This is a genomic window from Streptococcus mitis, assembly GCF_946190275.1.
Taxonomy (GTDB): domain Bacteria; phylum Bacillota; class Bacilli; order Lactobacillales; family Streptococcaceae; genus Streptococcus; species Streptococcus mitis_DC.
Genome location: NZ_CAMHZQ010000008.1, coordinates 1 through 22,870, shown reverse-complemented (window position 1 = coordinate 22,870; position 22,870 = coordinate 1). Strand labels below are relative to the sequence as shown.

Genomic DNA, 22,870 nt, shown 5'->3' with positions numbered 1-22,870 from the left:
TAATGAGAACAACACAATTGCTTCCCAAATTCCGTTTGTTTTCTAGTTTTGATTGCTATTATACCATTTTTTCCGAAAGAAAAAAACTCTTATCCATCAGATAGACCATTTTTGTCATAAGAAAAAGAGCACTTGGCCCTTTTCTGTTTTATTCTTTTGATGAACTACTTGAGCTTGAATCTCCACCACCAATATATTGGGTAAAGATATTTTGGAAAGCTTGATCTTTAACCTTGATATTAGCTGCTTGTAATTCTTTTCCGATAATGCTTTGAACGAATGTTGAATCATTTTGTTTTTGAGTCAAGATAACAGTTTTTAATTTTTCTTTGTAGTCATCAAGATTAGATGATTTTTCTGTTTTCTTAGTGAGTTTTACAATGTAATATTGGCTGCTGTAGGCTTGTGTACCAGCGGCTGTAATCACATCAGAAACGCCGTTTACATCTAGAGCAAATGCCGCTTTCTTAACTTGTTCTGGCACTTCTGTTGAAGCAGAATCAAATGTGATTTCTCCACCATTCGCTTTGGTTTTCTCATCAGTTGAGTTATCTTTAGCTAATTGAGCAAAGTCTGCATCACTAGCCTTAGCTTTTTCGAGGACTTCTTTCGCTTTATCCTCATTATCAAGACGAATGATTTGAGCCGTTACATCTGGAGTGTACTCGTCAAAAGCCTTCTTATAAGCATCATCTGTCAATTCAGCTTCTGCTGCCTTCTTAACTGCCAACTCAACTAATTTACTTGTACGAATTTGAGCTTTACGTGTTTCAAGAGTCATACCTGCTTGTGACAAGACACGTTGGTAGTTCTCACCATATTGTTTTTCTTCTTCGGCAATAGTATCGTTGACTTCTTTGTCATCTACTTCTGAGCCATATTGCTTCTCAAATACTTTTTGGATGGTCAAGTTCAACAACACTTGTTGGGCTGAAGGATTGCTTTTCACTTGCTCATAAAATTGATGTTCTGTGATAACATCTCCTTTCATGCTGATAAGGTCTGCCCCTTCTGAACCTTTCGAACAAGCTGCTAAAGTTGCTACTGATAATAGTGTAATGGCTCCTGCCAATAGTTTTTTCTTCATGTCTACTCCTTTTAGATAAGTGTTACTCTATCTATTTTACTATATTTTCTTAAATTTTTCTGAAAATCATTCGCTGTCAGGCAATTGAACATCTGCTACATTTTTACGAAGCATGAGAATGCCGTCTCCCAGAGGTACTAGTGTTGCGGTGAGTCCTGGATTGTCTAAAGTTGCATCAAATAGTCTTTGAAGGCCTCGATAAATGGTTCGCTGACCTCGACGGACTTCCATAATGTCCTTGGCAACATCTCCACCTTGGAAAATATCATCCAAGACAACCACACCTCCAACGTCCAAATGTTTGAGGATTTCTGGCAGAAAGACGATGTATTTAGACTTGGCTGAATCCATAAAGACGAAATCATAGGACTCTGTCAGGGTAGATAAGACATCTACCGCATCTCCCTCTAGGAGAGTGATTTGCTTACGACTGTCAAACTGGGCGAAATTTTCCTTGGCAAATCCAATCATCTCTGGATTGCGGTCAATGGTTGTAATCTTGGCCTTTGGCGCATGTTCCGCCATCAAGAGGGCTGAAAAACCGATAGCCGTCCCAATTTCCAGAATGTTTTTAGGTTGTATGATTTCCATGAGAAAACGGAAATAAGCAACCGTTTCATGGGGAATAATGGGAATATTTTCCTTTCGGGCAAAATCTTCCAATTCTTTCAAAGAGCCTGTGACTTGCTTTTGACGCTGACGCATTAAGTCCACAATTTCTTCCTTGACGACAGGACGACGCATGTTATGGTTGGCATTCTTGCTATATGATTCAACCATCTTATGCCAATCCCAATTTTTCAACAAGGGCTTCAAACTCATTCAAACGACGTTCGAAGACTGCAAAAGCATCGTTGAGATAGTCTTCCTTCTCCATATCAACACCAGCTTTTCTCATGACATTAAGTGGATAGTCAGATTTACCTGCCTTGAGGTAATCGATATAGCGGTCACGGTCTTCTTGACTACCATGGACAATCTTTTCAGCCAGAGCTGAAGCTGCTGCAAAGCCTGTTGAATATTGATATACATAGTAGTTATAGTAGAAGTGTGGAATACGAGCCCACTCGTATTGGATTTCAGGATTGTCTTCCTTACTCAATCCATAATACTCTTGGTTCAAGTCTGCATAGAGTTTATTTAAGAAATCGCTTGTCAAGACTTCACCATTTTGATCCGCTTGGTGAATGGCGTGTTCAAACTCAGCAAATTGAGTTTGGCGGAAAACTGTTCCACGGAAACCGTCTAGGAAGTTATTAAGAATAGCAAAGCGCGTTGCGTCATCTTCCACTTCTTCCAATAATTTCTCCGTCAAGATATTTTCATTAGTGGTTGAGGCAATCTCAGCCAAGAAGATAGAGTAATCTCCGTAAACATAAGGCTGAGTTTCGCGAGTATAGCTTGAGTGCATACTGTGACCTGTTTCATGAACAAGAGTAAAGAGATTGTCTAGATTGTCCTGCCAGTTAAGAAGCATAAAGGCATTTGTATCGTAAGAACCACCAGAGTAAGCCCCTGAACGCTTGCCTTGATTTTCGTAAACATCAATCCAACGCTCGCTGAAGGCACGTTTGACACGGCTCAAGTAATCCTCACCCAAGACTGACAAAGCATCTTCTGCCTTTTTCAAGGCTTCTTGGTAGGTAAAACTGTATTCAACAGATGAAAGTGGTGTGTAGACATCGTACATCTTGAGGTCTGAAATTCCCAAGATTTTTGAACGAAGTTCAAGGTAACGATGCAAGAGTGGCAAATGCTTGCGAACTGCTGCTACCAAATTGTCATAAACACTCTCTGGAACAAAATTGGCCTCTAGGGCTGCATGACGCGCACTCTTATAGTTGCGAACTTTTGCTCGGTAGTTTTGGACCTTAACATTGGTTTGCAAGGTTTTGGCATAGGTATGTTGGAATTGTTCGTAAGTCGCATAAAGAGCTTGATAAGCACCACGACGCACCTCACGATTTTTAGACTCCATCAAACGTGTGTAAGTCCCATGAGATAGCTGAACTTCCTTACCATCATCGTCAAGGACATAAGGGAACACAATATCCGCATTGTCCAAGATAGCGAAGGTTTCACTTGCTGAACCAAAGATTTCTCCAGCTCCAGCCAATAATTCTTCTTCACGTTGTGAAAGAACGTGTTTCTTGCCTTGCAAAAGCTTGTCAAAATAGTGTTGATAAACCTGCAATTTTGGTTGAGCTTCTAAAAAGTCAGCATACTGCTTTTCACTGATTTCCATAAATTCAGGTTCATAGAATGAAAAGGCTTGGTCTAGCTGGCTATAGAGAGTCATGGCCTTGGCATAGTACTCTTGGTACTTGGCTTCACGTGTATCTTGGTCATTCTTCATATGAGCATAAACGTAAAGCTTCTCCATTTGGCGTTCCATTTCAAGAGAAAATTCAGTAATTTCGAGTAGGCTATCCGCACTATCCAAGAGATGGCCTTCATACTGGGCTACTGTCTCCAATTGTTCTGTTAAATCTTTTAAGGCTTCTTCCCAAGCCTGGTCAGTTGGGTAGATCGTTGATAGATCCCATGTATCTTTTTCATTTATTTCATGTCTTTGTAATACCATTAGATTCCTCCATCCTTTCTATTCTACCATATTTTTCAAGAAATATTGCTGATAAAAGGCTGGTGGATAAAGCTTTTGCCAATCATTTTGAGGATTTTCTTGGTAATAGGTTTGAAAATACTGATAATATCTGGTCAAGTCCTTCTCAATTTGACAAAACTCACCTACTATTGGTCGAATTTGTGGATACCATTCTTTTTGCCCATAAGTTAGGAGATTTTCTCCCTTTTGATAGGCTTCTGCTTGTTCTTTCATCCAAAAGGGATTTTGATAGTACAGTTGTTGCCGGATATAACGACAGATGTCCTTATCCTGAGAAACTGTAAAATGAGAGATTTTTTGTTTCTTATAGGGAAGACGCAATATCTCCAGTAGACTGCCTTGACCATAGGGAAATTCCTTGATTTGATAATGGAGTTTACCACGGAGGTCTTGGTAAATCAGGTATTTGAGTCTTAAAACTTGTTTTTCACTGTCTAATTCCCAAACATAAAAGCCCATGTTATGACTGAAATAGAGAAACCCTTCTTGCAGACGAGTCAACCGCTTCTTGAGCCAAAGTTTTTCCCCCAGCAACCACAGTACTTGGTAACCCTGACTACGATAGCCCTCACTACGCTCTTTAAGAACTTTTTGAGGCAAGGGACTACATTGAACCTCTAAAGCTAGATTGCCATTTACAAATACATCCGCAATCTGTTTAAGCTCTGGAAAAGGGTATTCTAATTGCACCTCTGAATCTCTTTTCAACCAGTGATAAAGGGATTCTTTATTTGCCAGGTGTTCTGTACTTTCATTTTCAGAGGAAAAATCACAGTCTTTTAAGGTTTTGTGGGCAAAATGGGTCCGGACACTTGGTCCTTGACGCAAACGGAGCTGACCTCCACAAGCTGGGCAGGTGTAGGCTTGCTTCTCAAGCTTATCCTCTAACACATTTACCAATTCTCCTCTAGCATCTCTTGCAACAAACATGATTTCCCTCCTTTTCTATATTATTCGAAAAAAAGAAAAAAGATCAGGAAATTTCCTAATCTCCATCACTCTATAATTTTAGAGTTGCAAGCGACTTTCAAGAGCTTGTGTCAACACTTCAGAATAGTTCACTTTCTCACGATCTGCAAGTCTGACTAGCCACTCTGGAACCGTAACATTTTTTCGAATCGCTTTATTATTCTTTACGAAAGGCAAAGGATTGACCTGAATCAAAGTCACAAATCCATCAGGAGCTTTCAACTCAGCAATGTCACTAGGAGTAGGCAAAGCCAGTCCTTCATCAATATAAGAAGCTAAAACACTCTCAAGCATTTCCCGAGCATTTTTCATTGCAAGTTCAATCGTTGCTCCCTCTGTCCCACCTCCAAATTCAGGAAATTCAACCCAGTATCCAGTGCCTTCTCTATGAAAAATAGCAGGATAAGATTTTAGCATAATACACCTCCACAATTTCCAAATCAACTATAATCCCAAATCTTTTAATATTTTTCTCTCTAGACCTTTTCCTAAATCCTCATTACCGTGAACTGGAATAGTGACAAGATAGGAGACCCCTTCTTTCTTAAAATGATGATGACTTCCTCTCTTACGAACTTCAATCCATCCATTTGCAAGAGCTAATTTTACCATTTCCTTACCTGTGATTGGCATTTATGGTTACCTTTCTAGCTAAAATTATACTTATAATGCGTATTTTTGTCAATTCTTCTATCTTATCTATTCGTAAAAAAAGAAAAAAGATCAGGAAATTTCCTAATCTTCATTCATGTTTATTTGATTTTTTTAGCTAGCATGGTCGCAAAGCGTAGTTGAATACGATTGCCATTCTCATCGCGACGGTGCAAATGGCCTGGATTTTCATTGTACTTGACCAATTCCCAGTCCTTGTAATAGTCTGCCAATTCTCCTTCTTTAAATGTGAATGGGAAGTTCACAGAGCAAGGGTAATCTTCCGTATCCATAGCACAAACGATAAGATTGTAACCACCAACAGTGGTTTTCTCCTGCATATTTTGAATAATAGCTGGAATGCAGTCCGCTTGTAGAAACATGAGAACAACAGTTGATACGATAAAATCATATTCTTGCCCAATGCTAGCTGAATTGATATCGTAAAGACCAACAGGCATATCTAAATCTTCCTGCTCCACAATGCTTTGCAAGATTTCAAGGGCCAATTCATTTTGATCCACAGCTGTCACATCAAAACCATTCTGCGCAAGAAAGAGAGAGTTACGGCCTTGACCACAGCCCAAATCCAAGGCTTTCCCTGGTTTTACTGTCTGCATAGCCTCTAGGACCTCTGAATGAACCGGATTGGTATTGTATTTTTTAGGGAAATAGTTCTCAGGTTTACAATAAAACTCCAAATACCATTCCACATCGTCTGTTACAGCATCCACTCGGTGCCAGGCTTGTGGTTGTGCCATGGGATTGTCAGCTCCTGCTTCAAAGAGGTGTTCAGCTAGAACCTCACCATCCTCTGTCAATTCAATAAACTTGAGAGTTCCTTTTAAAACAGTAATCTTGCCCCAAGTCCCAACCTTGGTATTGTGTTTCTTCTGAACAGCCTCTGGCATGGTTTCTTTATTCCACAAGGGCATACGTTTATAGGCAACTAATTTTTCCATTTTCATTTCCTCTTTTTATCGCTGATTAACAGCTTTCATCACGCGCGCAATATTGCGATTCTGCTCACGACGTTTGATAGACTCCCGTTTGTCGTAGTCATGCTTCCCTTTGGCAAGTCCTAAAAGAAGCTTGGCATAGCCATCTTTGATATAGACTTTTAGAGGAACCAGGGTCATACCTGTTCCTTTAGTCTCCTGTTCCAGTTTTTGGATTTGTTTCTTATGGAGCAGGAGTTTACGACGACGTTCTGGTTCTTGGTTCCAGATATTGCCCTCTTCGTAAGGAGCGATATGAACATTGCTCAACCAGACTTCTCCATTTTTTACTTGGGCAAAGCCATCCTTGAGATTGATTCGAGCTGCTCGTACACTCTTGATTTCAGTTCCAGTCAGGACCATCCCTGCCTCTAACGTATCTACGATGGTATAGTCGTGGCGTGCCTTTTTATTTTGTGCGACGACCTTTCCCTCGCCCTTTGCCATGCTTGGCTCCTTTCTTAGCTACTTCCTTGTAAAAAGGTTTCTTACCCTTTTTCTTCTTGTCTTTTTGTGAATGCTTGCGCTTATCATTTGAGCGTCCTGATTTTCTCTTATCTTCCTTCTTATCTGAACGACGACTTGAACCACGCCCTCTGTCATTTCGACTAGACTGTTTCAAGCCTTTTTCAATCACATCAAACTCACTTGGGATATATGAGAAATCAATTTCACCCGTCATCTTGTCAGCTCTTTCAACTCGGATACGGATTTGCTGACCTACACGGAAGGTTGTTCCTGATTTCTCTCCACGAAGGGTTAAATCACGTTCGTTGAAATGGTAGAACTCAGGCAGATTGGTGATGTGAATCAAGCCTTCAACCGTGTTCGGCAATTCAACGAAGAGACCAAACTTGACAATACTTGATATAACCGCATCGTACTCTTCACCCACGTATTCTTCCATGAACTCAGCCTTTTTCATGGCTTCGACTTCACGCTCAGCCTCAATGGCACGACGTTCACGGTTGGAAGACTGGGTCGCAATCTCTGGAATCACTTGCTCAAAATGCTCTGCTATTTCCTTAGAACGGCCATAATCACGAATCATACGGTGAACAAGAAGGTCTGGATAACGACGAATCGGGCTGGTAAAGTGAGTGTAATAGTCAGCAGCAAGGCCATAGTGGCCGTGATTGTGTTCTGAATAGCGAGCCTGCTGCATAGAGCGCAGAAGCATCATGGACAATACATCTGCATAAGGTTCTCCCTCAACAGCACGCATGATGTCTTGAAGTGCCTCCTGGCTAATCTCACTGGCAGTCCCATAAATGCGCAAGCCAAAACTCGAAGCATAATCAATAAACTTCTGAACCTTTTCAGCCTTAGGCTCCTCGTGAATTCGATAAATAAAAGGCAAATCCAGCTTGCTAAAATGCTCGGCAACTGTTTCATTGGCCATCAGCATAAAGGACTCAATCATGCGCTCGGCAACACCACGCTGACGAAGAACGATATCAACAGGCTTACCTTGTTTATCCACTAAAATCTTGGCTTCATTGGTATCGAAATTGAGGGCTCCACGTTTCACACGCATGTTTTCTAGAGTTTCATGGAGCTTGGCCATAAGTTCGATACTAGGAACAATTTTCTGATATTCTTGTCGCTTTTCCTCGTCGCCAGCTAGGATATCATTGACATCGCTATAGGTCATACGAAAACTGGTCTTGATAACTGTTTGTGTAATGGTATAGTTGACCACACGACCATGTTTATCAATCTCCATAATGGCAGACTGGGTCAGACGGTCAACTTGAGGATTGAGGGAGCAGATGCCATTTGACAGTCGCTCTGGAAGCATTGGGACCACACGGTCTGTCACATAGACAGAAGTCGCGCGGTTAAGGGCTTCCTTGTCTAGGGCAGAACCCTCAGTCACATAGTAGGAAACATCTGCGATGTGAACTCCAAGCTCCAGATTGCCATTTTTCAGAGCCTTGATATGCACTGCATCGTCCAAGTCCTTGGCATCCGCACCGTCAATGGTAAAGGTAATTTCATCTCTCAAATCCAGACGACCTTCCATATCCTTTTGAGATGGAAGATCAGGCACACTTTCCGCTTCCTTGACAACAGCCTCTGGAAATTCTGAGACAATGTCCATAGACTCCAAAACCTCAAGGACATCAATTCCGACATCCGTTGAATGCCCCACCACATCGAGGACACTAGCGACAAAGAAATCATGTTTCTTGCTTGGGTATTTATCGATAAAGACCTTGAGAACTTCTGTCCCCTCCAGTTTAAGGGCTGGTTTCTTAACATAAATCGGTTGACTGATTTTCTGATTTTTCGAACGGATGTAGCCAGCATACTTGGGCTTTTCCTGATCTAGAACGATTTGGCCGACAACTGTTGTCAGGCTGTGTTCTAAGATATCAATAATTTTGGCTTCTGCTGCTGTTCCCTTATTGCGGTCAGCGACTTTATTGATAACGACCTCAACGGTATCACCATCAATAGCATAGTTGACATCGTTTTTTCCTACAAAAAGGTCTTCCTCTTCCCCTTCCAGACTAACAAAGCCAAAGCCATTTTTATGGGCATGAAAAATCCCCTTGAGGGTAATCTCATGTTTTTTCTTGACTTCCAAGGTCAGACTTCCATCTTCTTCAAAGCGAATCTGGTGCTTTCTTTCCATTAGGGACAAGGTTTTAATCAACTCACGAAAATCCTTGGACCCATCTTTTCCCAAAGCCTGAGCCAAGTCATTGACAGTAACCTTTCTCTTGTCTTGTAAATATTCTTTTATTCTATCTTTCATATTTTCTTTCTAGATTTTTAATTTTCTTTTACTGTAAAACCTTCTCAAACATCCTTTAAAAATAAAAAGAGGCAAAGAACTAGTCCTGCCCATTATTTTCTTATCTACTTGATAATACCGTCAATGCTAAGGCAATGGCTAGCCAGAAAAAGACTAAAATCCCTGTCAAACGCTGCATTACAGCTTCGAAACCGCGTGCTTTACTGCGTTCAAACAAATCACCTGAGCTGGCATCAAATACATTGCTGGATTGGTTTTTGGTTGGTTGCATGAAAATCGCAATCACAATCACAACAGATAATACTAATAAAATGGTTAATAATAGGTTATACATATCAAACTCCTTAAAATCCCTATTATTTTACCATAAAATCTACTTAGATTCAAGATGTAGGGTTACTTTTCTTTCCTTGGGACAATACTTTAAAACCTCAATCTTGTCTGGATGGGTTTTTGAATTTTTACTGGTTAGGTAATTGATACTGCCACAAGAGGAGCATTTGAGATTAATTTTTACTCGCACTAGATTTCCTTTACTTTTAATAATGTTCGAAATTGAAGAAGGTTAAAGAGACAACTAAAGGCAACACAAAGGCTTGTCGCATAAAAGACAGCATGGTAGCCAAATTGACCTGCTACTGCAGAACCTGCCATAGGCCCAACGACACCTCCCAGATAAAAGAATACCTGATTGAAGGCAAAGACCCTCGAAATACCAGCTTTGGGCGTCATCTTGCTGAGAAGGGCATTAACTCCGGGAATCAAAGCACCGGTTCCCAATCCAAAGAGGAAACGATAAAGTCCTAGTTGAAAGGGGCTAGAAGCATTGGCACAGAGGAGATAGATGATGACTGAATAAAACTGGGCTGCAACCAAGAGGCGATGGTTGCCCACCTTGTCACCTAGCTTTCCCATGACTCCTGCACTCATCATACTGGAAAAGCCCATACTGGATACAATCAAACCAGATACAAAAAGAAGATTATCTGTCTGCCCTAAGTCGCGTACATAAAGAGCCAAAATAGGGCCAATCGATTGGGCTGAAAATTGGATGACAAAACTGGTCAGAAAGAGGTTGACCAAAAGATAGGGATATTTAACTGATGTAAATAATTCCTTTGTTGGGATGGCCTTTTCCTTGGCTACTGGTTGAAAATCTTCCTTGATAAAACAAATAGTTAAAATAGCAGCTAAAAATAGAAAACAACCAACCAGTAAAAAGACAGTACGAATGCCAAATAATTCTGCGATAAAGCCCCCGATAAAGGGACCAGTTAAAGTACCTGCAACTACGCCTGTAGACAAAGTACCTAAGGCAGAGCCTGATTTTTCCTTGGGAACCTGACTGGCTATCAAGGCCGTTGCATTGGGAACAAAACCCGCAAATACACCATTCAGTAAACGAAGAAAGATTAGCCAATAGATATTTGGCACAAAGGCCAATCCCCCCATAGTGATAGTCATGGCCAGACCAGCTCGAATCATCATGGGTTTTCGACCATATTTGTCAGCAAGAATTCCCCAGATAGGAGAGAAAAGTGCTGCAGAAATGGCAGAGACAGAAATAGCTAATCCTGCATAAAAAGCAGCTTGATCACTCCCTACACCTAGATTTTCCACAAAGATGGGCATAAAAGGCACAACTAAGGAAATACTGGCTCCTGTCAAAAAATTACCAAACCAAGCAATGCGCAGATTATCCTTCCAGTTAATCTCTGTCATCTTGCTTACCTCCCTCAAGAAGGGAGAACACCTGAGTAAGAAGCTGGACCTGATTCCCATTATTATCAAGAATTTGGCTGGCCAAATCTTTCTTTTTCTCTAAAGGCCACTGGGCTGCCAGACGAAACTCAGCTTCATCTTTGGACAAGTGGTCCCTTTTCATTAGACGTTCTACTTGGACATCTCGGTCCACATAGACCAACCAAGTCTCATCAAACCAAGCGCTGTAAGCCTGCTCAAAAAGTAGGGGAATATCCATGAAGAAAATCTCTTCTGTCTGAGCAAACTGATCTCTCAACGTAGCTAGTTCCTCACGGATAATCTCTCCTTGGATTCGCTTAGACCATTCCTGTTCTTCAGGATTTGAAAAGATAAGACTAGCTAGGAGAGGGCGATTGAGTTCTCCGTTTGCAAGGATGATTTCTTGCCCAAAGTGCTGGACTAGAGCCTTAAACAGACGACCACCAGGTTTCTGTAGTTGGTGGACGACTGCGTCGGCATCCACTACTTGAAAGCCTTGCTTTCTTAGAAAATTTGTCACAGTTGACTTACCAGAGGCAATTCCCCCAGTGATTCCAATGATTTTTCCCATCAATTCCTCCTTTGGCACTGAGGACAAAAGTGGGTTCCACGTCCACCTAGTTGGATTTTCTCAATGATGGTACCACAGCGTACACATTCTTGACCAGCCTTATCATAGACCTGATGAAAATCCTGCATGGTTCCATCTTCCCCAAAGGCATTGGTATAGGTCCGAATGGTGGAACCACCTTTTTCAACAGCCTGTCCCAATACAGCAATGGTCTGGTCATGAATAGCTGTCGCTTCTTCTGCTGTCAAAGTCTGGGAAAGTCTAGCCGGATGAACCTGAGCTCGCCAGAGAACCTCATCCACATAGATATTGCCAAGTCCAGCTACCAAAGTCTGGTCTAGGAGATGGGATTTGATAGGCTTTTTAGACTTGGCAAGGGCAGATTGAAAGACCTGCAAATCAAAATCCTGCTCTCTTGGTTCAGGCCCTAATTTTTTAGAAAGAAAGTAGGCGTCTAAAAGGTCAGGAGCCAAGAGTTCCATAGTACCAAACTTGCGTACATCCTCATAAACAAGCGTTCCACCATCCTCAAACTGGAAGAAAACATGGGCATGTTTGCGTTCTAGAACCTGGTCCGGATAGTAAAAATACTTGCCCTCCATCCGCAGATGGGAAATCAAGACCTTGTCTGTCAGATAGAAAATCAAATATTTACCACGACGTCCCATTGACTCAACAACTTGACCAGGCACTTCCTTTTGAAACTCGTCCAAATCTGTCTTAATCATCTTGGGATAGCGAATTTCTATACTCGAAATCTTCTTTCCCAAAATCAATTTTTCCAAGCCACGTCGAACGGTTTCAACCTCAGGTAATTCAGGCATAAGTCCTCCTTCTGTAAAAACAAGAAGCAGGCATGAGCCCACCTCTACTTAGTATTCTTTTTCATTATAGCCAAAGTCAGCTAAATCTAGCTTTTTATCGCGCCAGTTTTTCTTGACCTTGACCCATGTTTCTAGGAAGACCTTGTCTCCTAGCATGAGTTCAATATCACGACGGGCCATGCTACCAATTTTCTTAAGCATAGCGCCACCTTTACCGATGATAATTCCTTTCTGACTATCGCGCTCAACCATGATAGTTGCACGAATGTGAACCTTGTCTGTCTCTTCATCTCGTTTCATAGAATCCACAACTACTGCGACAGAATGCGGAATCTCTTCACGAGTTAGGTGCAAGACTTTCTCGCGAACCATTTCTGAAACCAAGAAACGTTCTGGATGGTCTGTAATTTGATCAGACGGGAAATATTGGAAACCTTCATCTAGATTTTCACTCAAAATATCCACTAGACGAGAGACGTTATTTCCTTGAAGAGCTGAGATTGGAACAATTTCCTTGAAGTCCATCTGATTACGGAAATCATCAATCTGAGACAAAAGCTGGTCTGGGTGAACCTTATCAATCTTGTTCACCACTAGAATAACAGGAACCTTGGCAGCCTTGAGACGCTCAATAATCATATCATCCCCCTTACCACGCGCTTCATCAGCTGGTACCATGAAAAGAACGGTGTCCACTTCACGAAGGGTGCTGTAGGCAGATTCAACCATGAAATCTCCAAGAGCTGTTTTAGGTTTGTGAATCCCTGGTGTGTCGATAAAGACGATTTGTTCCTTATCAGTCGTGTAAATTCCCATGATTTTGTTGCGCGTTGTCTGCGCCTTGTCACTCATGATGGCAATCTTTTGCCCCATAACGTGATTTAAAAAGGTTGACTTCCCAACATTGGGACGTCCTAAAATGGCTACAAAGCCTGATTTAAAAGTCATAATTTCCTCTTACTGTTTAAAATAATAAATCCCAGATTCGTGGGAGAAAAATCAATGCGCCTGTTAAGGCTGCGAAAAGAGAGACCACTAATACCGCACCAGCCGCCATATCCTTGGCATTTTTAGCCAGCATGGAAAAGTGATAGTGACTGGCCAAATCCACCACATTTTCGATAGCAGAATTGATAATTTCAAAGGCTACTACCAAGAAAATGCTCAATAGGAGAAAGAGCCATTCGATTCGTGACACCTGAAAAACCAAACCTGCAAGGATGACCACTAGAGCCGTCACTGCATGTTTTCGCATATTGCGTTCTTCCTTGATAGCAGTAAAAATCCCTGTGATGGCAAATTCTAAACTGGATATCAGGTCACGATTTTTCCATTTTCGTTTATTGTCTTGTGAGTCCATAGGCTGTCAAAATTTCTTCTTGTAAACCGAACATCTCCGCTTCTTCTTCCGGAGTGTAGTGATCATAGCCATTGATATGTAAAAAGCCGTGTACTGCCAAGAAGCCCATCTCACGCTCAAAGCTGTGACCGTATTCCTCGGCCTGCTCATGAGCCTTATCGATAGAGATGAACAATTCCCCAATATAGGCATCAAACTCAGACATCATCTCTGCTAATTCTGGATTTTCAAGCAAATCTTCCTCGTCAAAGGCAATTTCCAATTCTGGTTTATACTCAAGGCTGATGACATCTGTCGGACGGTCGGTGTCACGGTACTCCAGATTGAGTTCATGACTACGCTCATTGGTCACAAAGGTGACTGCCATTTCCTTGTCTTCTTTTCCTAATTTTTGGGCTGCAAATTCCAAAATTTCTTGGGTTTGTTTCAACATTTCTTTTGAAACTTGACCAGTTTCATCTACCATTTCAATATACATGTGCTTCTCGTTTCTCTTTACTTGGCTTTATTATACCACATTTCCATGATTTTATTCTACCTTTTTGATATAATACTATGGAATACAATCACAAGGAGAGAACGATGTCATTTGACGGATTTTTTTTACACCACATGGTTGAGGAATTGCGAAGAGAGTTAGTGAATGGTCGCATTCAGAAAATCAATCAGCCTTTTGAACAAGAGTTGGTCTTGCAAATCCGTAGCAATCGCCAAAGTCATCGCCTACTCCTCTCTGCCCATCCAGTTTTTGGACGCATTCAGCTGACCCAAACGACTTTTGAAAATCCAGCCCAACCTTCTACCTTTATTATGGTTTTGAGAAAATATTTGCAGGGTGCCCTGATTGAGTCGATCGAGCAGATTGAAAATGACCGTATTGTGGAAATGACAGTTTCCAATAAAAACGAGATTGGGGACCATATTCAGGCTACCTTGATTATCGAAATTATGGGGAAACACAGTAATATTCTACTGGTTGATAAAAGTAGCCACAAAATCCTCGAAGTTATCAAACACGTTGGCTTTTCACAAAATAGCTACCGTACCTTGCTTCCTGGATCGACCTATATCGCTCCGCCAAGTACGGAAGCTCTCAATCCTTTTACGATCAAGGACGAGAAACTCTTTGAAATCCTGCAAACACAGGAAACGACAGCTAAAAATCTTCAAAGCCTCTTTCAAGGTCTGGGACGCGATACGACAAATGAATTGGAAAGGATACTGGTTAGTGAAAAACTTTCCACTTTCCGAAACTTTTTCAATCAAGAAACCAAGCCATGCTTGACTGAGACTTCCTTCAGTCCAGTTCCTTTTGTAAATCAGGTGGGAGATCCTTTTGCCAGTCTTTCTGATTTGTTGGACACCTACTATAAGGACAAGGCTGAGCGCGACCGCGTCAAACAGCAAGCCAGTGAACTCATTCGCCGTGTTGAAAATGAACTTCAGAAAAACCGCCACAAACTCAAAAAACAAGAAAGAGAGTTACTGGCGACAGACAATGCTGAAGAATTTCGTCAAAAAGGAGAATTGCTGACAACCTTCCTCCACCAAGTGCCTAACGACCAAGACCAGGTTATCCTAGACAACTACTACACCAACCAACCTATCACGATTGTGCTTGATAAGGCTCTGACTCCCAACCAGAATGCCCAACGCTACTTTAAACGGTATCAGAAACTCAAAGAAGCTGTCAAATACTTGACTGATCTGATTGAAGAAACCAAGGCAACCATTCTCTATCTGGAAAGTGTGGAAACCGTCCTCAATCAAGCCGGACTGGAAGAAATCGCTGAAATCCGTGAAGAATTGATTCAAACAGGTTTTATCCGCAGAAGACAACGGGAGAAAATCCAGAAACGCAAAAAACCAGAACAATATCTAGCAAGCGATGGCAAAACCATCATCTATGTAGGACGCAATAACCTGCAAAACGAGGAGCTAACCTTTAAAATGGCTCGCAAGGAGGAACTTTGGTTCCATGCTAAGGATATTCCTGGAAGCCATGTTGTCATCTCAGGAAATCTTGACCCATCTGATGAAGTCAAGACAGACGCAGCAGAGTTAGCTGCCTACTTCTCTCAAGGTCGCCTATCAAATCTGGTCCAGGTGGATATGATTGAAATCAAAAAACTCAACAAACCGACTGGTGGAAAACCTGGCTTTGTCACTTACACAGGACAAAAGACCCTCCGCGTTACACCAGATCCAGAAAAAATTGCATCCATGAAAAAATCCTGATTTTACTTGAAATCAGGATTTTTAACTTATACTCAATGAAAATCAAAGAGCAAACTAGGAAACTAGCCGCAGGTTGCTCAAAACACTGTTTTGAGGTTGCAGATAGAACTGACGAAGTCAGTAACATCTATACGGCAAAGCGACGCTGACGTGGTTTGAAGAGATTTTCGAAGAGTATTACTACTCACTCAAATCATATCCAATTATAGGACTAATCTTTGCCACCTAGTTTCTCATTGATTTTCATCATCACACTAGCAATTTTTTCGCCCCAATAAGGGTCAGAGGCATATTCCACATTCATACCAGACGCCTTATTTCCAAGGAAAGTTCTACCCCTATCGATATAATTTTCCTTAATCCACTTGCTTGCACCTAAAATTCCCTTATCTACATCATCAAATGTCTTGGCAGAAAGGTAAGGGGTCGTATCATAGGCTGTAATTCCAAAGAAATTATTCTTATCTTTGGCAATCTTACTTCGTCCCCAGTCGCTTTCTAAGGCGCTATGGGCAAGGAGGTAAAGGGCATTGATATGGTAATGTTCTTCGGCTTCCTTAAAGGTAGCTCCCTTGTTCTCCAAGAGGCTATTATTAATATTTAGCAGACTAAATACCTTATCCAAGTCTTCAGCACTGTAGTTTGTAGCCTCTGTCAAATCTTTAAAAAGGAAGGGATTTTCAAGCTTAAAACCATCAAAATGCAGCCCATCTGCCGAATAATATTTCTTGCCTACTTCCATATCAGAAAGATGAGAAGCTACTGGGATACTAGCATTCTGAGCCACATAGTGATAAAAACGATGTCCATCACTCTCATAATAAGGGATAAAGTCCTTACTAGCATCTAGCGCTTGTAAATCTTCTGTTTTCATATAGCCTGACAAACCAGAAATAGTAATAGCCAGGCGCTTGTCATCACTTTTTCTATCCTTATCTAGCCAGACGACACTACCTTTCGATATATAGGAGAGCTTTTCACCATCTGCATCATAAACATTTGCTGTGACAGGTACGACTTGATAATAAGCAGCATTTTCATTTGTAGCTTTTTCTCCAAGCCATTTACCGTCGCTTCCAAGCTGATAACCATCTACAGTCTCATTTTTCGCCATGTAGCCACCAGATTTGAAGTAGTACCAGGCTTGACTTTTAGAATCGTATAACCATTCTTTCTCAGTCATTTTCCCATCAGATTTGAGGTAAAACCATGACTCCTTATCCCAAATCCATTCATTGGCTGCCATATAGCCATCGGATTTTAGATAATAATAGTGGCCATTTTCGAAAATCCATTCTTTCTCAGCATGTTTTCCATTTTCTTTGATGTAAAACCAAGATTGGTATTGTTTGTCATAAAGCCAACCTTGCTGTACTTTGGCACCACTGGCATTCACATAAGCCTGGTCAATCCACTGACTTGTCAGTAGATAACCACCAGATTTAAAATAATAGTCCTTTCCTTTAATTTGGAGCCATTCTTTCTCTGCGTGTTGGCCATCTGCTTTGATATAAAACCAAGCGTCGTATTGAGAATCATAGACCCAATCTTCTATTACCTTGGCACCTGTTGCACCAACATAGGAAGTTCCTACCCACGCATTTCTTTTCATCTTTCCATCTTGGTCAAGATAATAGAAGGCTCCCTTGTCTTCTACCCATTCTGATTTTGCCATATAGCCGCCAGATTTGAGGTAAAAATAGTCGTCACCTTGCTTTAGCCATTCATTTTCAGCATATTTGGCATCTTCTTTTATATAAAACCAAGATTGATAGTGAGCATCAAAAACCCACTCATTGGCTGCTTGACTCCCATCTGCTTTTAGATATTGTTTTCCTTGCCAAGTACCATCGCTAGCCATTGCACCCTCTGGTCTGACTAAGAAAAATAGCAGGGCTAAAAAAATAAATCTCAATTTCTTCATTAATTTACTTCCTCTGTTCTTACTCATTTCATTATATCAAAATTCTCTATAATCAACATTACAAACTAATAAAAAATCAAGAACAGACAGATTGCAGTTTACCTCAAAGACTCTTTTACTTCTTTGCGTAGATCTTCTAGACTGCTAATACCGTATTTATCCATGACTTTTGGTAAATTTTCGATGATATCAGGGCAGGCATATGGATTGGTAAAGTTAGCTGTTCCAACTCCAATAGCAGATGCGCCAGCCAGATACATTTCTAGGGCAGCTTCAGCCGAATCCACTCCCCCCATTCCAATGATGGGCAGGTCTGTTGTTTGAGCAACTTGGCGGATGAGTTTGAGGGCTACTGGAAAGACTGCTGGACCAGACATTCCACCTGTTCCATTGGCCAAGATTGGTTTTCTGGTTTTGAGGTCAAAACGCATTCCAACTAGAGTATTAATCATGGTTAATCCACTTGCTCCTGCATCCTCTGCTGCTTTTGCGACAGTAACGATATCGGTCACACTAGGGGTTAGTTTGACATAAACTGGCACATCTGACGCCTCTACAGCTGCCTTTACTACATCATAAGCCAAATCTGGATCTTGACCAATCAAAAGTCCGTGATTACAGTGATCTACGTTTGGGCAAGAAATATTGAGCTCAATAGCCTTTACATTGGCTGCCTTGGAAATACCATGAGAAACAGCCGCATACTCTTGTTTTGAAAAACCAGCCACATTAGCAATAATAGGAAGATTTGGATATTCTCTTTCCAGCCACGGTAGCTTTTCAGCTAAAACAGCTTCTAAACCAGGATTTTGCAAACCGATTGCATTAAGCATACCAGCGGGTGTTTCTGCCACCCTTGGAGTTGGATTGCCAAAACGGGCTTCAAGGGTTGTCGCCTTGATCATAATAGAGCCTAAAAGGTCTAAATCATAGTACTTGGCATACTCTTGTCCAAAACCAAAACAGCCTGATGCTGGAATAATCGGATTTTTCAAATCCAAGCCTGGTAGAGAAACTTGTAAACGATTTGTAGTCATGATTTTCTCCTTATAATACAACTGTTCCTGTGCGGAAAACAGGCCCATCTTCACAGACGCGTTGGCTGACCGTCTCGCTTTCTGGTACTTTTAGGACACAGGCATAGCAAGCCCCCATTCCACAAGCCATACGAGATTCCAGAGATAGATAGGCTCTTGGGTGGTCATAAAAGGTTTGATTGATATACTTCATCATTCCTGGAGCCCCACATGAGTAAACAGCATCAAACTGACTGTCTAAATCCTTGATGACTACGGAGACATTTCCCTTAATACCATAAGAACCATCGTCTGTCGTTACAAAGACTTGACCATATTGGGCCAATTCCGTCTCTAAAATAACAGCATCCTTGTTCGCAAAACCGAGGACAGTCACTACTTTCACACCACGCACATGCAATTCCTTGGCAACCTCAAGCAAGGGCGGAACACCAATCCCACCACCAACAAGGAGAACCTGATTCTGCTCATCAAGGTCAGACAAGTCAAAACCATTTCCCTGAGGACCCATCACATCAAGAGTGTCTCCTTGACTTAAGGTTGAGAAAATAGCTGTACCAGCCCCTTCAATCCGATAAATGAGATGACACTGCTTGTTTACCTTATCGATAGACGAAATTGAAATAGGACGACGCAAGAGATGGGCGTCATCAGGCACACGCAGATGAAGAAATTGGCCTGCTCGCATAGCTTCAACCATTTCCCCTTCTAGGACTAATTCAAAGATTTTTGGCGCGATTTCCTCCTGTGCAACCACCTTCATGGTTTCCAATCGAATCGCACCCAAACGTTTCTTACATGTGGGATTCATGACTTTTCCTCCTTAAATTTTAAGGGGAGCAGATAAAGAAAAGACCTTGCTAGTGCAAGGCCTCAGTTAAAATCGTACAACACAAGAGAGTACACTCAAAAAGTCTCCTCTAGAAAATTGCACTATTCTTTTATCTGACACCTTGTGAGTCTCTCTGGACTCCCCTTAAAGGTTAAATTTTAATTAGTATACTCTTTCAACTAAAAAAAGTCAAGTAGAAAACGAACATTCTACTTGACTTCACGAGATTATTTTTCACGAATGACTTCGACCTTGTAGCCATCAGGATCTTTGACAAAGTAATAGTTAGGTGCAGTTCCTGGTAGACCATTTGGCTCAGTCACTTCATAGCCTTTGGCACTATGCTCTTGATGAAGCGTCTCAAGATCAGGTGTGCTTAGGGCGATATGGGCAAATCCATCTCCAACCACATAAGGACCATGATCGTAGTTATAAGTCAACTCCAACTCATAGTCATCACCCTCAAGACCTAGATAGACAATCGTGAAGGCATGGTCTGGAAAATCTCTGCGACGCAATTCTTTAAATCCAAAAGCATCTTGATAAAATGCGATTGATTTTTCAAGATTTTCTACTCGCAAGCAAGTGTGTAGCATTTTTGAAGCCATATTTTTCTCCTTTATTTTTAAAAAGACTGGGACAATCCTGTTCCAGTCTTATCAGTTATTATTTACCAAGTTTTGCTTTAGCTGCATCTGCAAGAGCTGTGAAAGCTGCTGCATCGTTAACAGCCAAGTCAGCAAGCATTTTACGGTTAACTTCGATCTCAGCCAATTTCAAACCATGCATCAATTGTGAGTATGAAAGTCCGTTCATACGAGCTGCCGCGTTGATACGAGTGATCCACAATTTGCGGAAGTCACGTTTTTTCTGACGACGGTCACGGTATGCATAGTAGTAAGAGTTCATTACTTGTTCTTTTGCAGTACGGAACAAGATGTGTTTAGCTCCATAGTAACCTTTTGCTAATTTAAGAATACGTTTACGACGTTTGCGTGATACAACGCCACCTTTAACACGTGCCATGTTTTATTTCCTCCAAATATTTCCTAGAATTGTTTACTTACAGTCAAGCTATTATTTCAAGCGAGTAAGCATTGCTTTAATACGTTTGTAATCTCCTGAATGCACCATAGATGCTTTACGAAGATGACGACGTTGTTTCTTAGTTTTTCCGTGGAAACGGTGAGAAGTGTAAGCACGGAAACGTTTAAGTCCACCAGAACCTGTACGTTTGAAACGTTTAGCTGATGCGCGGTGTGTTTTTTGTTTTGGCATGATTTTTTCTCCTTTATTTAACTTTCTGACAATTATTTTTTGTCAGTCGCTGGCGCCAATTGCATGAACATTTGACGTCCATCCATTTTAGCACGTTGTTCGATGATGGCAATATCTTGAGTTGCTTCAGCAAACTCGGCTAAAACTTTTGCACCAATCTCTTTATGGGTAATCATACGACCCTTAAAGCGAATAGATACCTTAACTTTATTTCCTTTTTCAAGGAATTTGCGTGCATTGCGAAGTTTTGTATCAAAGTCACCCTTGTCAATAGTTGGACTTAGACGAACTTCTTTCACAGTAACAACACTTTGTTTTTTACGTTGTTCTTTTTGCTTCTTCTGGTACTCAAATTTGAACTTACCGTAGTCCATAATTTTTGCAACAGGCGGTTTGGCTTGGGGTTGAATCAATACTAGGTCAACACTAGCGTTATCAGCCAAAGCTTGCGCTTCACTGAGTGGCTTGATGCCTAGCTGTTCTCCTTCAAGACCAATCAAGCGAACTTCACGTACACGAATCTCATCATTGATGAATAAGTCTTGCTTTGCTATGGTTTTCACCTCTTTTGTTTTATTAGAGAAAAACAATAGCGGACTCGTAAATATACAAGCCCGCACGTTATGATAGCGTTTCTTAGAAACTTTTCATCCGTAGGGCCAGGCAACTTAATGTCACAAGGCGAGAAGCTCTCACTTCTGCTTTTCTCAACTTTTATATGATACCAAGTTTTCGAGCTCTTGTCAAGATAAAAAGTTATTTTTTTGAAAATTCCCTTTCTTCCCTCCAGTTGAAAAACTACCTCAAGAAACAGTTATCTATTATTCGATCAAATCGAAAATATCCAAGAAAGATAAAGACCCAATCGATAGTTGATTTCATCTATAGAGTAACATAAATCTCAAAAATAGAGTGAAACCTCCATTTGTTATGCAAAAAATAGAAGATAGGATAGAGAATCACTTTGATGACCTCAATCATATCTCCTATTCAAATAGTTCGCTCACTAACTTAATGACATTGGGAAACTTCCCAACCTTTTACAATTATTAAACTCTTACACTTAGTCTTCTTTACGGCGACGACCTGTAAGACTGATTCCAAGCAAAGCACTTGCTGTTCCTAAAATCATCATTGCAGTTGTATCTGTCGAACCTGTATTTGGTAATTTATTTCTATCAACCTGAGTGGTAAATGATTGATTCTTTGGATCTCCTTCTATTATAGGAATTTCAACTGGTCGTGTAGGTGGGAGTTCCTGACCTGGTGAAGTCTGTGGTAATGTTTGTGGTTTATCCTGTTGAATTTGCGATGTTCTAGCTTGCTCTTGAGGTTTTTGTGGTATTTTAGAATTATTTTGTCCCTGTTGCATACTTGATTGAACACCACTATTTCCACCTTGAAAAGCTACAACCTCTACTGGTACATTAATTTCAATAGTAGAATTATCAGGTAATTTCAACGTTACTTTTGCAAATTTCTGTCCTAAACTATGTGTATCAGGATAGATGATCCGAGATACCTGCACATCTTTTTCAAGTATAATCTTTTCTTTAATGTTTTCTTCATATAATTTTTCTCCCAGATAAACTCGGACAGTACCTTTTACTAACAAACTATTAAGATCATAGTCTGTTATTGGAAGCACTGCTCCAAGTATTTTATAAACAAAGTTACGTATAATTGACTCTACACCTGAATTATCGCGAGCATTTTTTATAGCTTCTTTCGCTACTGCTAATTCCTTGCGAACTTTTTCTTTAGCAACATTTTTTTCATCCTCTTTTAAATCAGGATTTTTATCTATATCAGCAATACTTTCGTTTGAAATTCTTTCAATATCAGCTAAAGCCAGAGGTTTTATACTTGGCATTTGTGCACTATTTTCTGCACTTAGATCACTATTACCATGTTTCGCTGTGGCACTAATCACTGTATTGGCATCTGCGGCGTTATGAGCGACTGTCA

The 22,870-nt window shown here is 40.9% G+C and carries 26 protein-coding genes and 1 other annotated feature; of the genes, 1 reads left to right on the top strand and 25 read right to left on the bottom strand.

Annotation, left to right across the window (positions count from 1 at the left end; translation table 11 throughout):
- Positions 1-148: 148 nt before the first annotated feature.
- The 17 genes from prsA to ybeY form a co-directional block, all read right to left on the bottom strand.
- Entirely contained in the window at positions 149-1,087 is a 939-nt protein-coding gene (gene prsA / locus N8M20_RS05675) for a peptidylprolyl isomerase PrsA (RefSeq protein WP_261079386.1), read from the bottom strand.
- Between the two features lie 66 nt (positions 1,088-1,153).
- Positions 1,154-1,867 (bottom strand): O-methyltransferase, encoded by a 714-nt coding sequence (locus N8M20_RS05670; RefSeq protein ID WP_261079385.1) that lies wholly within the window; start codon positions 1,865-1,867, stop codon positions 1,154-1,156.
- Between the two features lies 1 nt (position 1,868).
- Positions 1,869-3,671: an oligoendopeptidase F gene (pepF, locus tag N8M20_RS05665; protein ID WP_261079384.1), complete on the bottom strand. Its 1,803-nt coding sequence runs from the start codon at positions 3,669-3,671 to the stop codon at positions 1,869-1,871.
- Positions 3,672-3,689: 18 nt separating this feature from the next.
- Positions 3,690-4,643 carry a competence protein CoiA gene (locus tag N8M20_RS05660; protein WP_261079383.1) on the bottom strand — a complete coding sequence of 318 codons (954 nt, stop codon included), beginning with the start codon at positions 4,641-4,643 and terminating at the stop codon, positions 3,690-3,692.
- Between the two features lie 78 nt (positions 4,644-4,721).
- Entirely contained in the window at positions 4,722-5,099 is a 378-nt protein-coding gene (locus N8M20_RS05655) for a type II toxin-antitoxin system HicB family antitoxin (protein WP_033688727.1), read from the bottom strand.
- 27 nt (positions 5,100-5,126) lie between these two features.
- Positions 5,127-5,315, bottom strand: coding sequence for a type II toxin-antitoxin system HicA family toxin (locus tag N8M20_RS05650; protein WP_101782206.1), 189 nt, complete (start codon positions 5,313-5,315; stop codon positions 5,127-5,129).
- Between the two features lie 119 nt (positions 5,316-5,434).
- Positions 5,435-6,295: an SAM-dependent methyltransferase TehB gene (gene tehB / locus N8M20_RS05645; protein WP_261079382.1), complete on the bottom strand. Its 861-nt coding sequence runs from the start codon at positions 6,293-6,295 to the stop codon at positions 5,435-5,437.
- 15 nt (positions 6,296-6,310) lie between these two features.
- Positions 6,311-6,778: an SsrA-binding protein SmpB gene (gene smpB, locus N8M20_RS05640; protein WP_261079381.1), complete on the bottom strand. Its 468-nt coding sequence runs from the start codon at positions 6,776-6,778 to the stop codon at positions 6,311-6,313.
- Positions 6,741-9,095 carry a ribonuclease R gene (gene rnr / locus N8M20_RS05635; RefSeq protein WP_261079380.1) on the bottom strand — a complete coding sequence of 785 codons (2,355 nt, stop codon included), beginning with the start codon at positions 9,093-9,095 and terminating at the stop codon, positions 6,741-6,743. The genes smpB and rnr overlap by 38 nt, the downstream gene beginning before the upstream one ends.
- Before the next feature lie 100 nt (positions 9,096-9,195).
- A complete protein-coding gene (secG, locus tag N8M20_RS05630) occupies positions 9,196-9,429 on the bottom strand; it encodes a preprotein translocase subunit SecG (RefSeq protein WP_000282517.1) in 234 nt (77 codons plus the stop codon).
- 39 nt (positions 9,430-9,468) lie between these two features.
- Positions 9,469-9,618, bottom strand: coding sequence for a 50S ribosomal protein L33 (gene rpmG / locus N8M20_RS05625; RefSeq protein WP_001809104.1), 150 nt, complete (start codon positions 9,616-9,618; stop codon positions 9,469-9,471).
- Positions 9,618-10,817, bottom strand: coding sequence for a multidrug efflux MFS transporter PmrA (locus N8M20_RS05620; protein WP_261079379.1), 1,200 nt, complete (start codon positions 10,815-10,817; stop codon positions 9,618-9,620). Before N8M20_RS05620 ends, rpmG begins: the two co-directional genes overlap by 1 nt.
- Complete coding sequence (gene coaE / locus N8M20_RS05615) at positions 10,804-11,409, bottom strand: dephospho-CoA kinase (protein ID WP_261079378.1); 606 nt, start codon at positions 11,407-11,409, stop codon at positions 10,804-10,806. The genes N8M20_RS05620 and coaE overlap by 14 nt, the downstream gene beginning before the upstream one ends.
- Positions 11,409-12,233, bottom strand: a complete 825-nt coding sequence (gene mutM / locus N8M20_RS05610; protein ID WP_261079377.1) for a DNA-formamidopyrimidine glycosylase — start codon at positions 12,231-12,233, stop codon at positions 11,409-11,411. The genes coaE and mutM overlap by 1 nt, the downstream gene beginning before the upstream one ends.
- A gap of 48 nt (positions 12,234-12,281) precedes the next feature.
- Positions 12,282-13,181: a GTPase Era gene (gene era, locus N8M20_RS05605; protein WP_000143264.1), complete on the bottom strand. Its 900-nt coding sequence runs from the start codon at positions 13,179-13,181 to the stop codon at positions 12,282-12,284.
- A 16-nt stretch (positions 13,182-13,197) separates the two neighbouring features.
- Positions 13,198-13,593, bottom strand: coding sequence for a diacylglycerol kinase family protein (locus N8M20_RS05600; RefSeq protein WP_173304318.1), 396 nt, complete (start codon positions 13,591-13,593; stop codon positions 13,198-13,200).
- Positions 13,574-14,071: an rRNA maturation RNase YbeY gene (gene ybeY, locus N8M20_RS05595; RefSeq protein ID WP_101785183.1), complete on the bottom strand. Its 498-nt coding sequence runs from the start codon at positions 14,069-14,071 to the stop codon at positions 13,574-13,576. Before ybeY ends, N8M20_RS05600 begins: the two co-directional genes overlap by 20 nt.
- A gap of 104 nt (positions 14,072-14,175) precedes the next feature.
- Between ybeY and pavA the strand changes: the two genes are divergently transcribed.
- A complete protein-coding gene (gene pavA, locus N8M20_RS05590) occupies positions 14,176-15,831 on the top strand; it encodes an Rqc2 family fibronectin-binding protein PavA (RefSeq protein WP_261079376.1) in 1,656 nt (551 codons plus the stop codon).
- A 211-nt stretch (positions 15,832-16,042) separates the two neighbouring features.
- On the opposite strand, the gene N8M20_RS05585 is transcribed toward pavA, so the two are convergent.
- The 8 genes from N8M20_RS05585 to N8M20_RS05550 form a co-directional block, all read right to left on the bottom strand.
- Entirely contained in the window at positions 16,043-17,755 is a 1,713-nt protein-coding gene (locus N8M20_RS05585; protein ID WP_314726181.1) for a glucosaminidase domain-containing protein, read from the bottom strand.
- A gap of 98 nt (positions 17,756-17,853) precedes the next feature.
- Positions 17,854-18,840, bottom strand: a complete 987-nt coding sequence (locus tag N8M20_RS05580; RefSeq protein WP_261079374.1) for a dihydroorotate dehydrogenase — start codon at positions 18,838-18,840, stop codon at positions 17,854-17,856.
- A complete protein-coding gene (locus N8M20_RS05575) occupies positions 18,803-19,603 on the bottom strand; it encodes a dihydroorotate dehydrogenase electron transfer subunit (RefSeq protein WP_261079373.1) in 801 nt (266 codons plus the stop codon). Before N8M20_RS05575 ends, N8M20_RS05580 begins: the two co-directional genes overlap by 38 nt.
- Positions 19,604-19,851: 248 nt before the next feature.
- Positions 19,852-20,232 (bottom strand): lactoylglutathione lyase, encoded by a 381-nt coding sequence (gene gloA, locus N8M20_RS05570; protein WP_261079372.1) that lies wholly within the window; start codon positions 20,230-20,232, stop codon positions 19,852-19,854.
- A gap of 58 nt (positions 20,233-20,290) precedes the next feature.
- Positions 20,291-20,650 (bottom strand): 50S ribosomal protein L20, encoded by a 360-nt coding sequence (gene rplT / locus N8M20_RS05565; protein WP_000124834.1) that lies wholly within the window; start codon positions 20,648-20,650, stop codon positions 20,291-20,293.
- A 51-nt stretch (positions 20,651-20,701) separates the two neighbouring features.
- Complete coding sequence (gene rpmI / locus N8M20_RS05560) at positions 20,702-20,902, bottom strand: 50S ribosomal protein L35 (protein ID WP_001125943.1); 201 nt, start codon at positions 20,900-20,902, stop codon at positions 20,702-20,704.
- A gap of 32 nt (positions 20,903-20,934) precedes the next feature.
- Positions 20,935-21,465: a translation initiation factor IF-3 gene (infC, locus tag N8M20_RS05555; protein ID WP_261079371.1), complete on the bottom strand. Its 531-nt coding sequence runs from the start codon at positions 21,463-21,465 to the stop codon at positions 20,935-20,937.
- 15 nt (positions 21,466-21,480) lie between these two features.
- Positions 21,481-21,612, bottom strand: a sequence feature (ribosomal protein L20 leader region).
- Positions 21,613-21,965: 353 nt separating this feature from the next.
- A partial coding sequence (locus tag N8M20_RS05550) for a DUF1542 domain-containing protein (RefSeq protein ID WP_261079370.1) occupies positions 21,966-22,870 on the bottom strand: 905 nt, incomplete at its 5' end.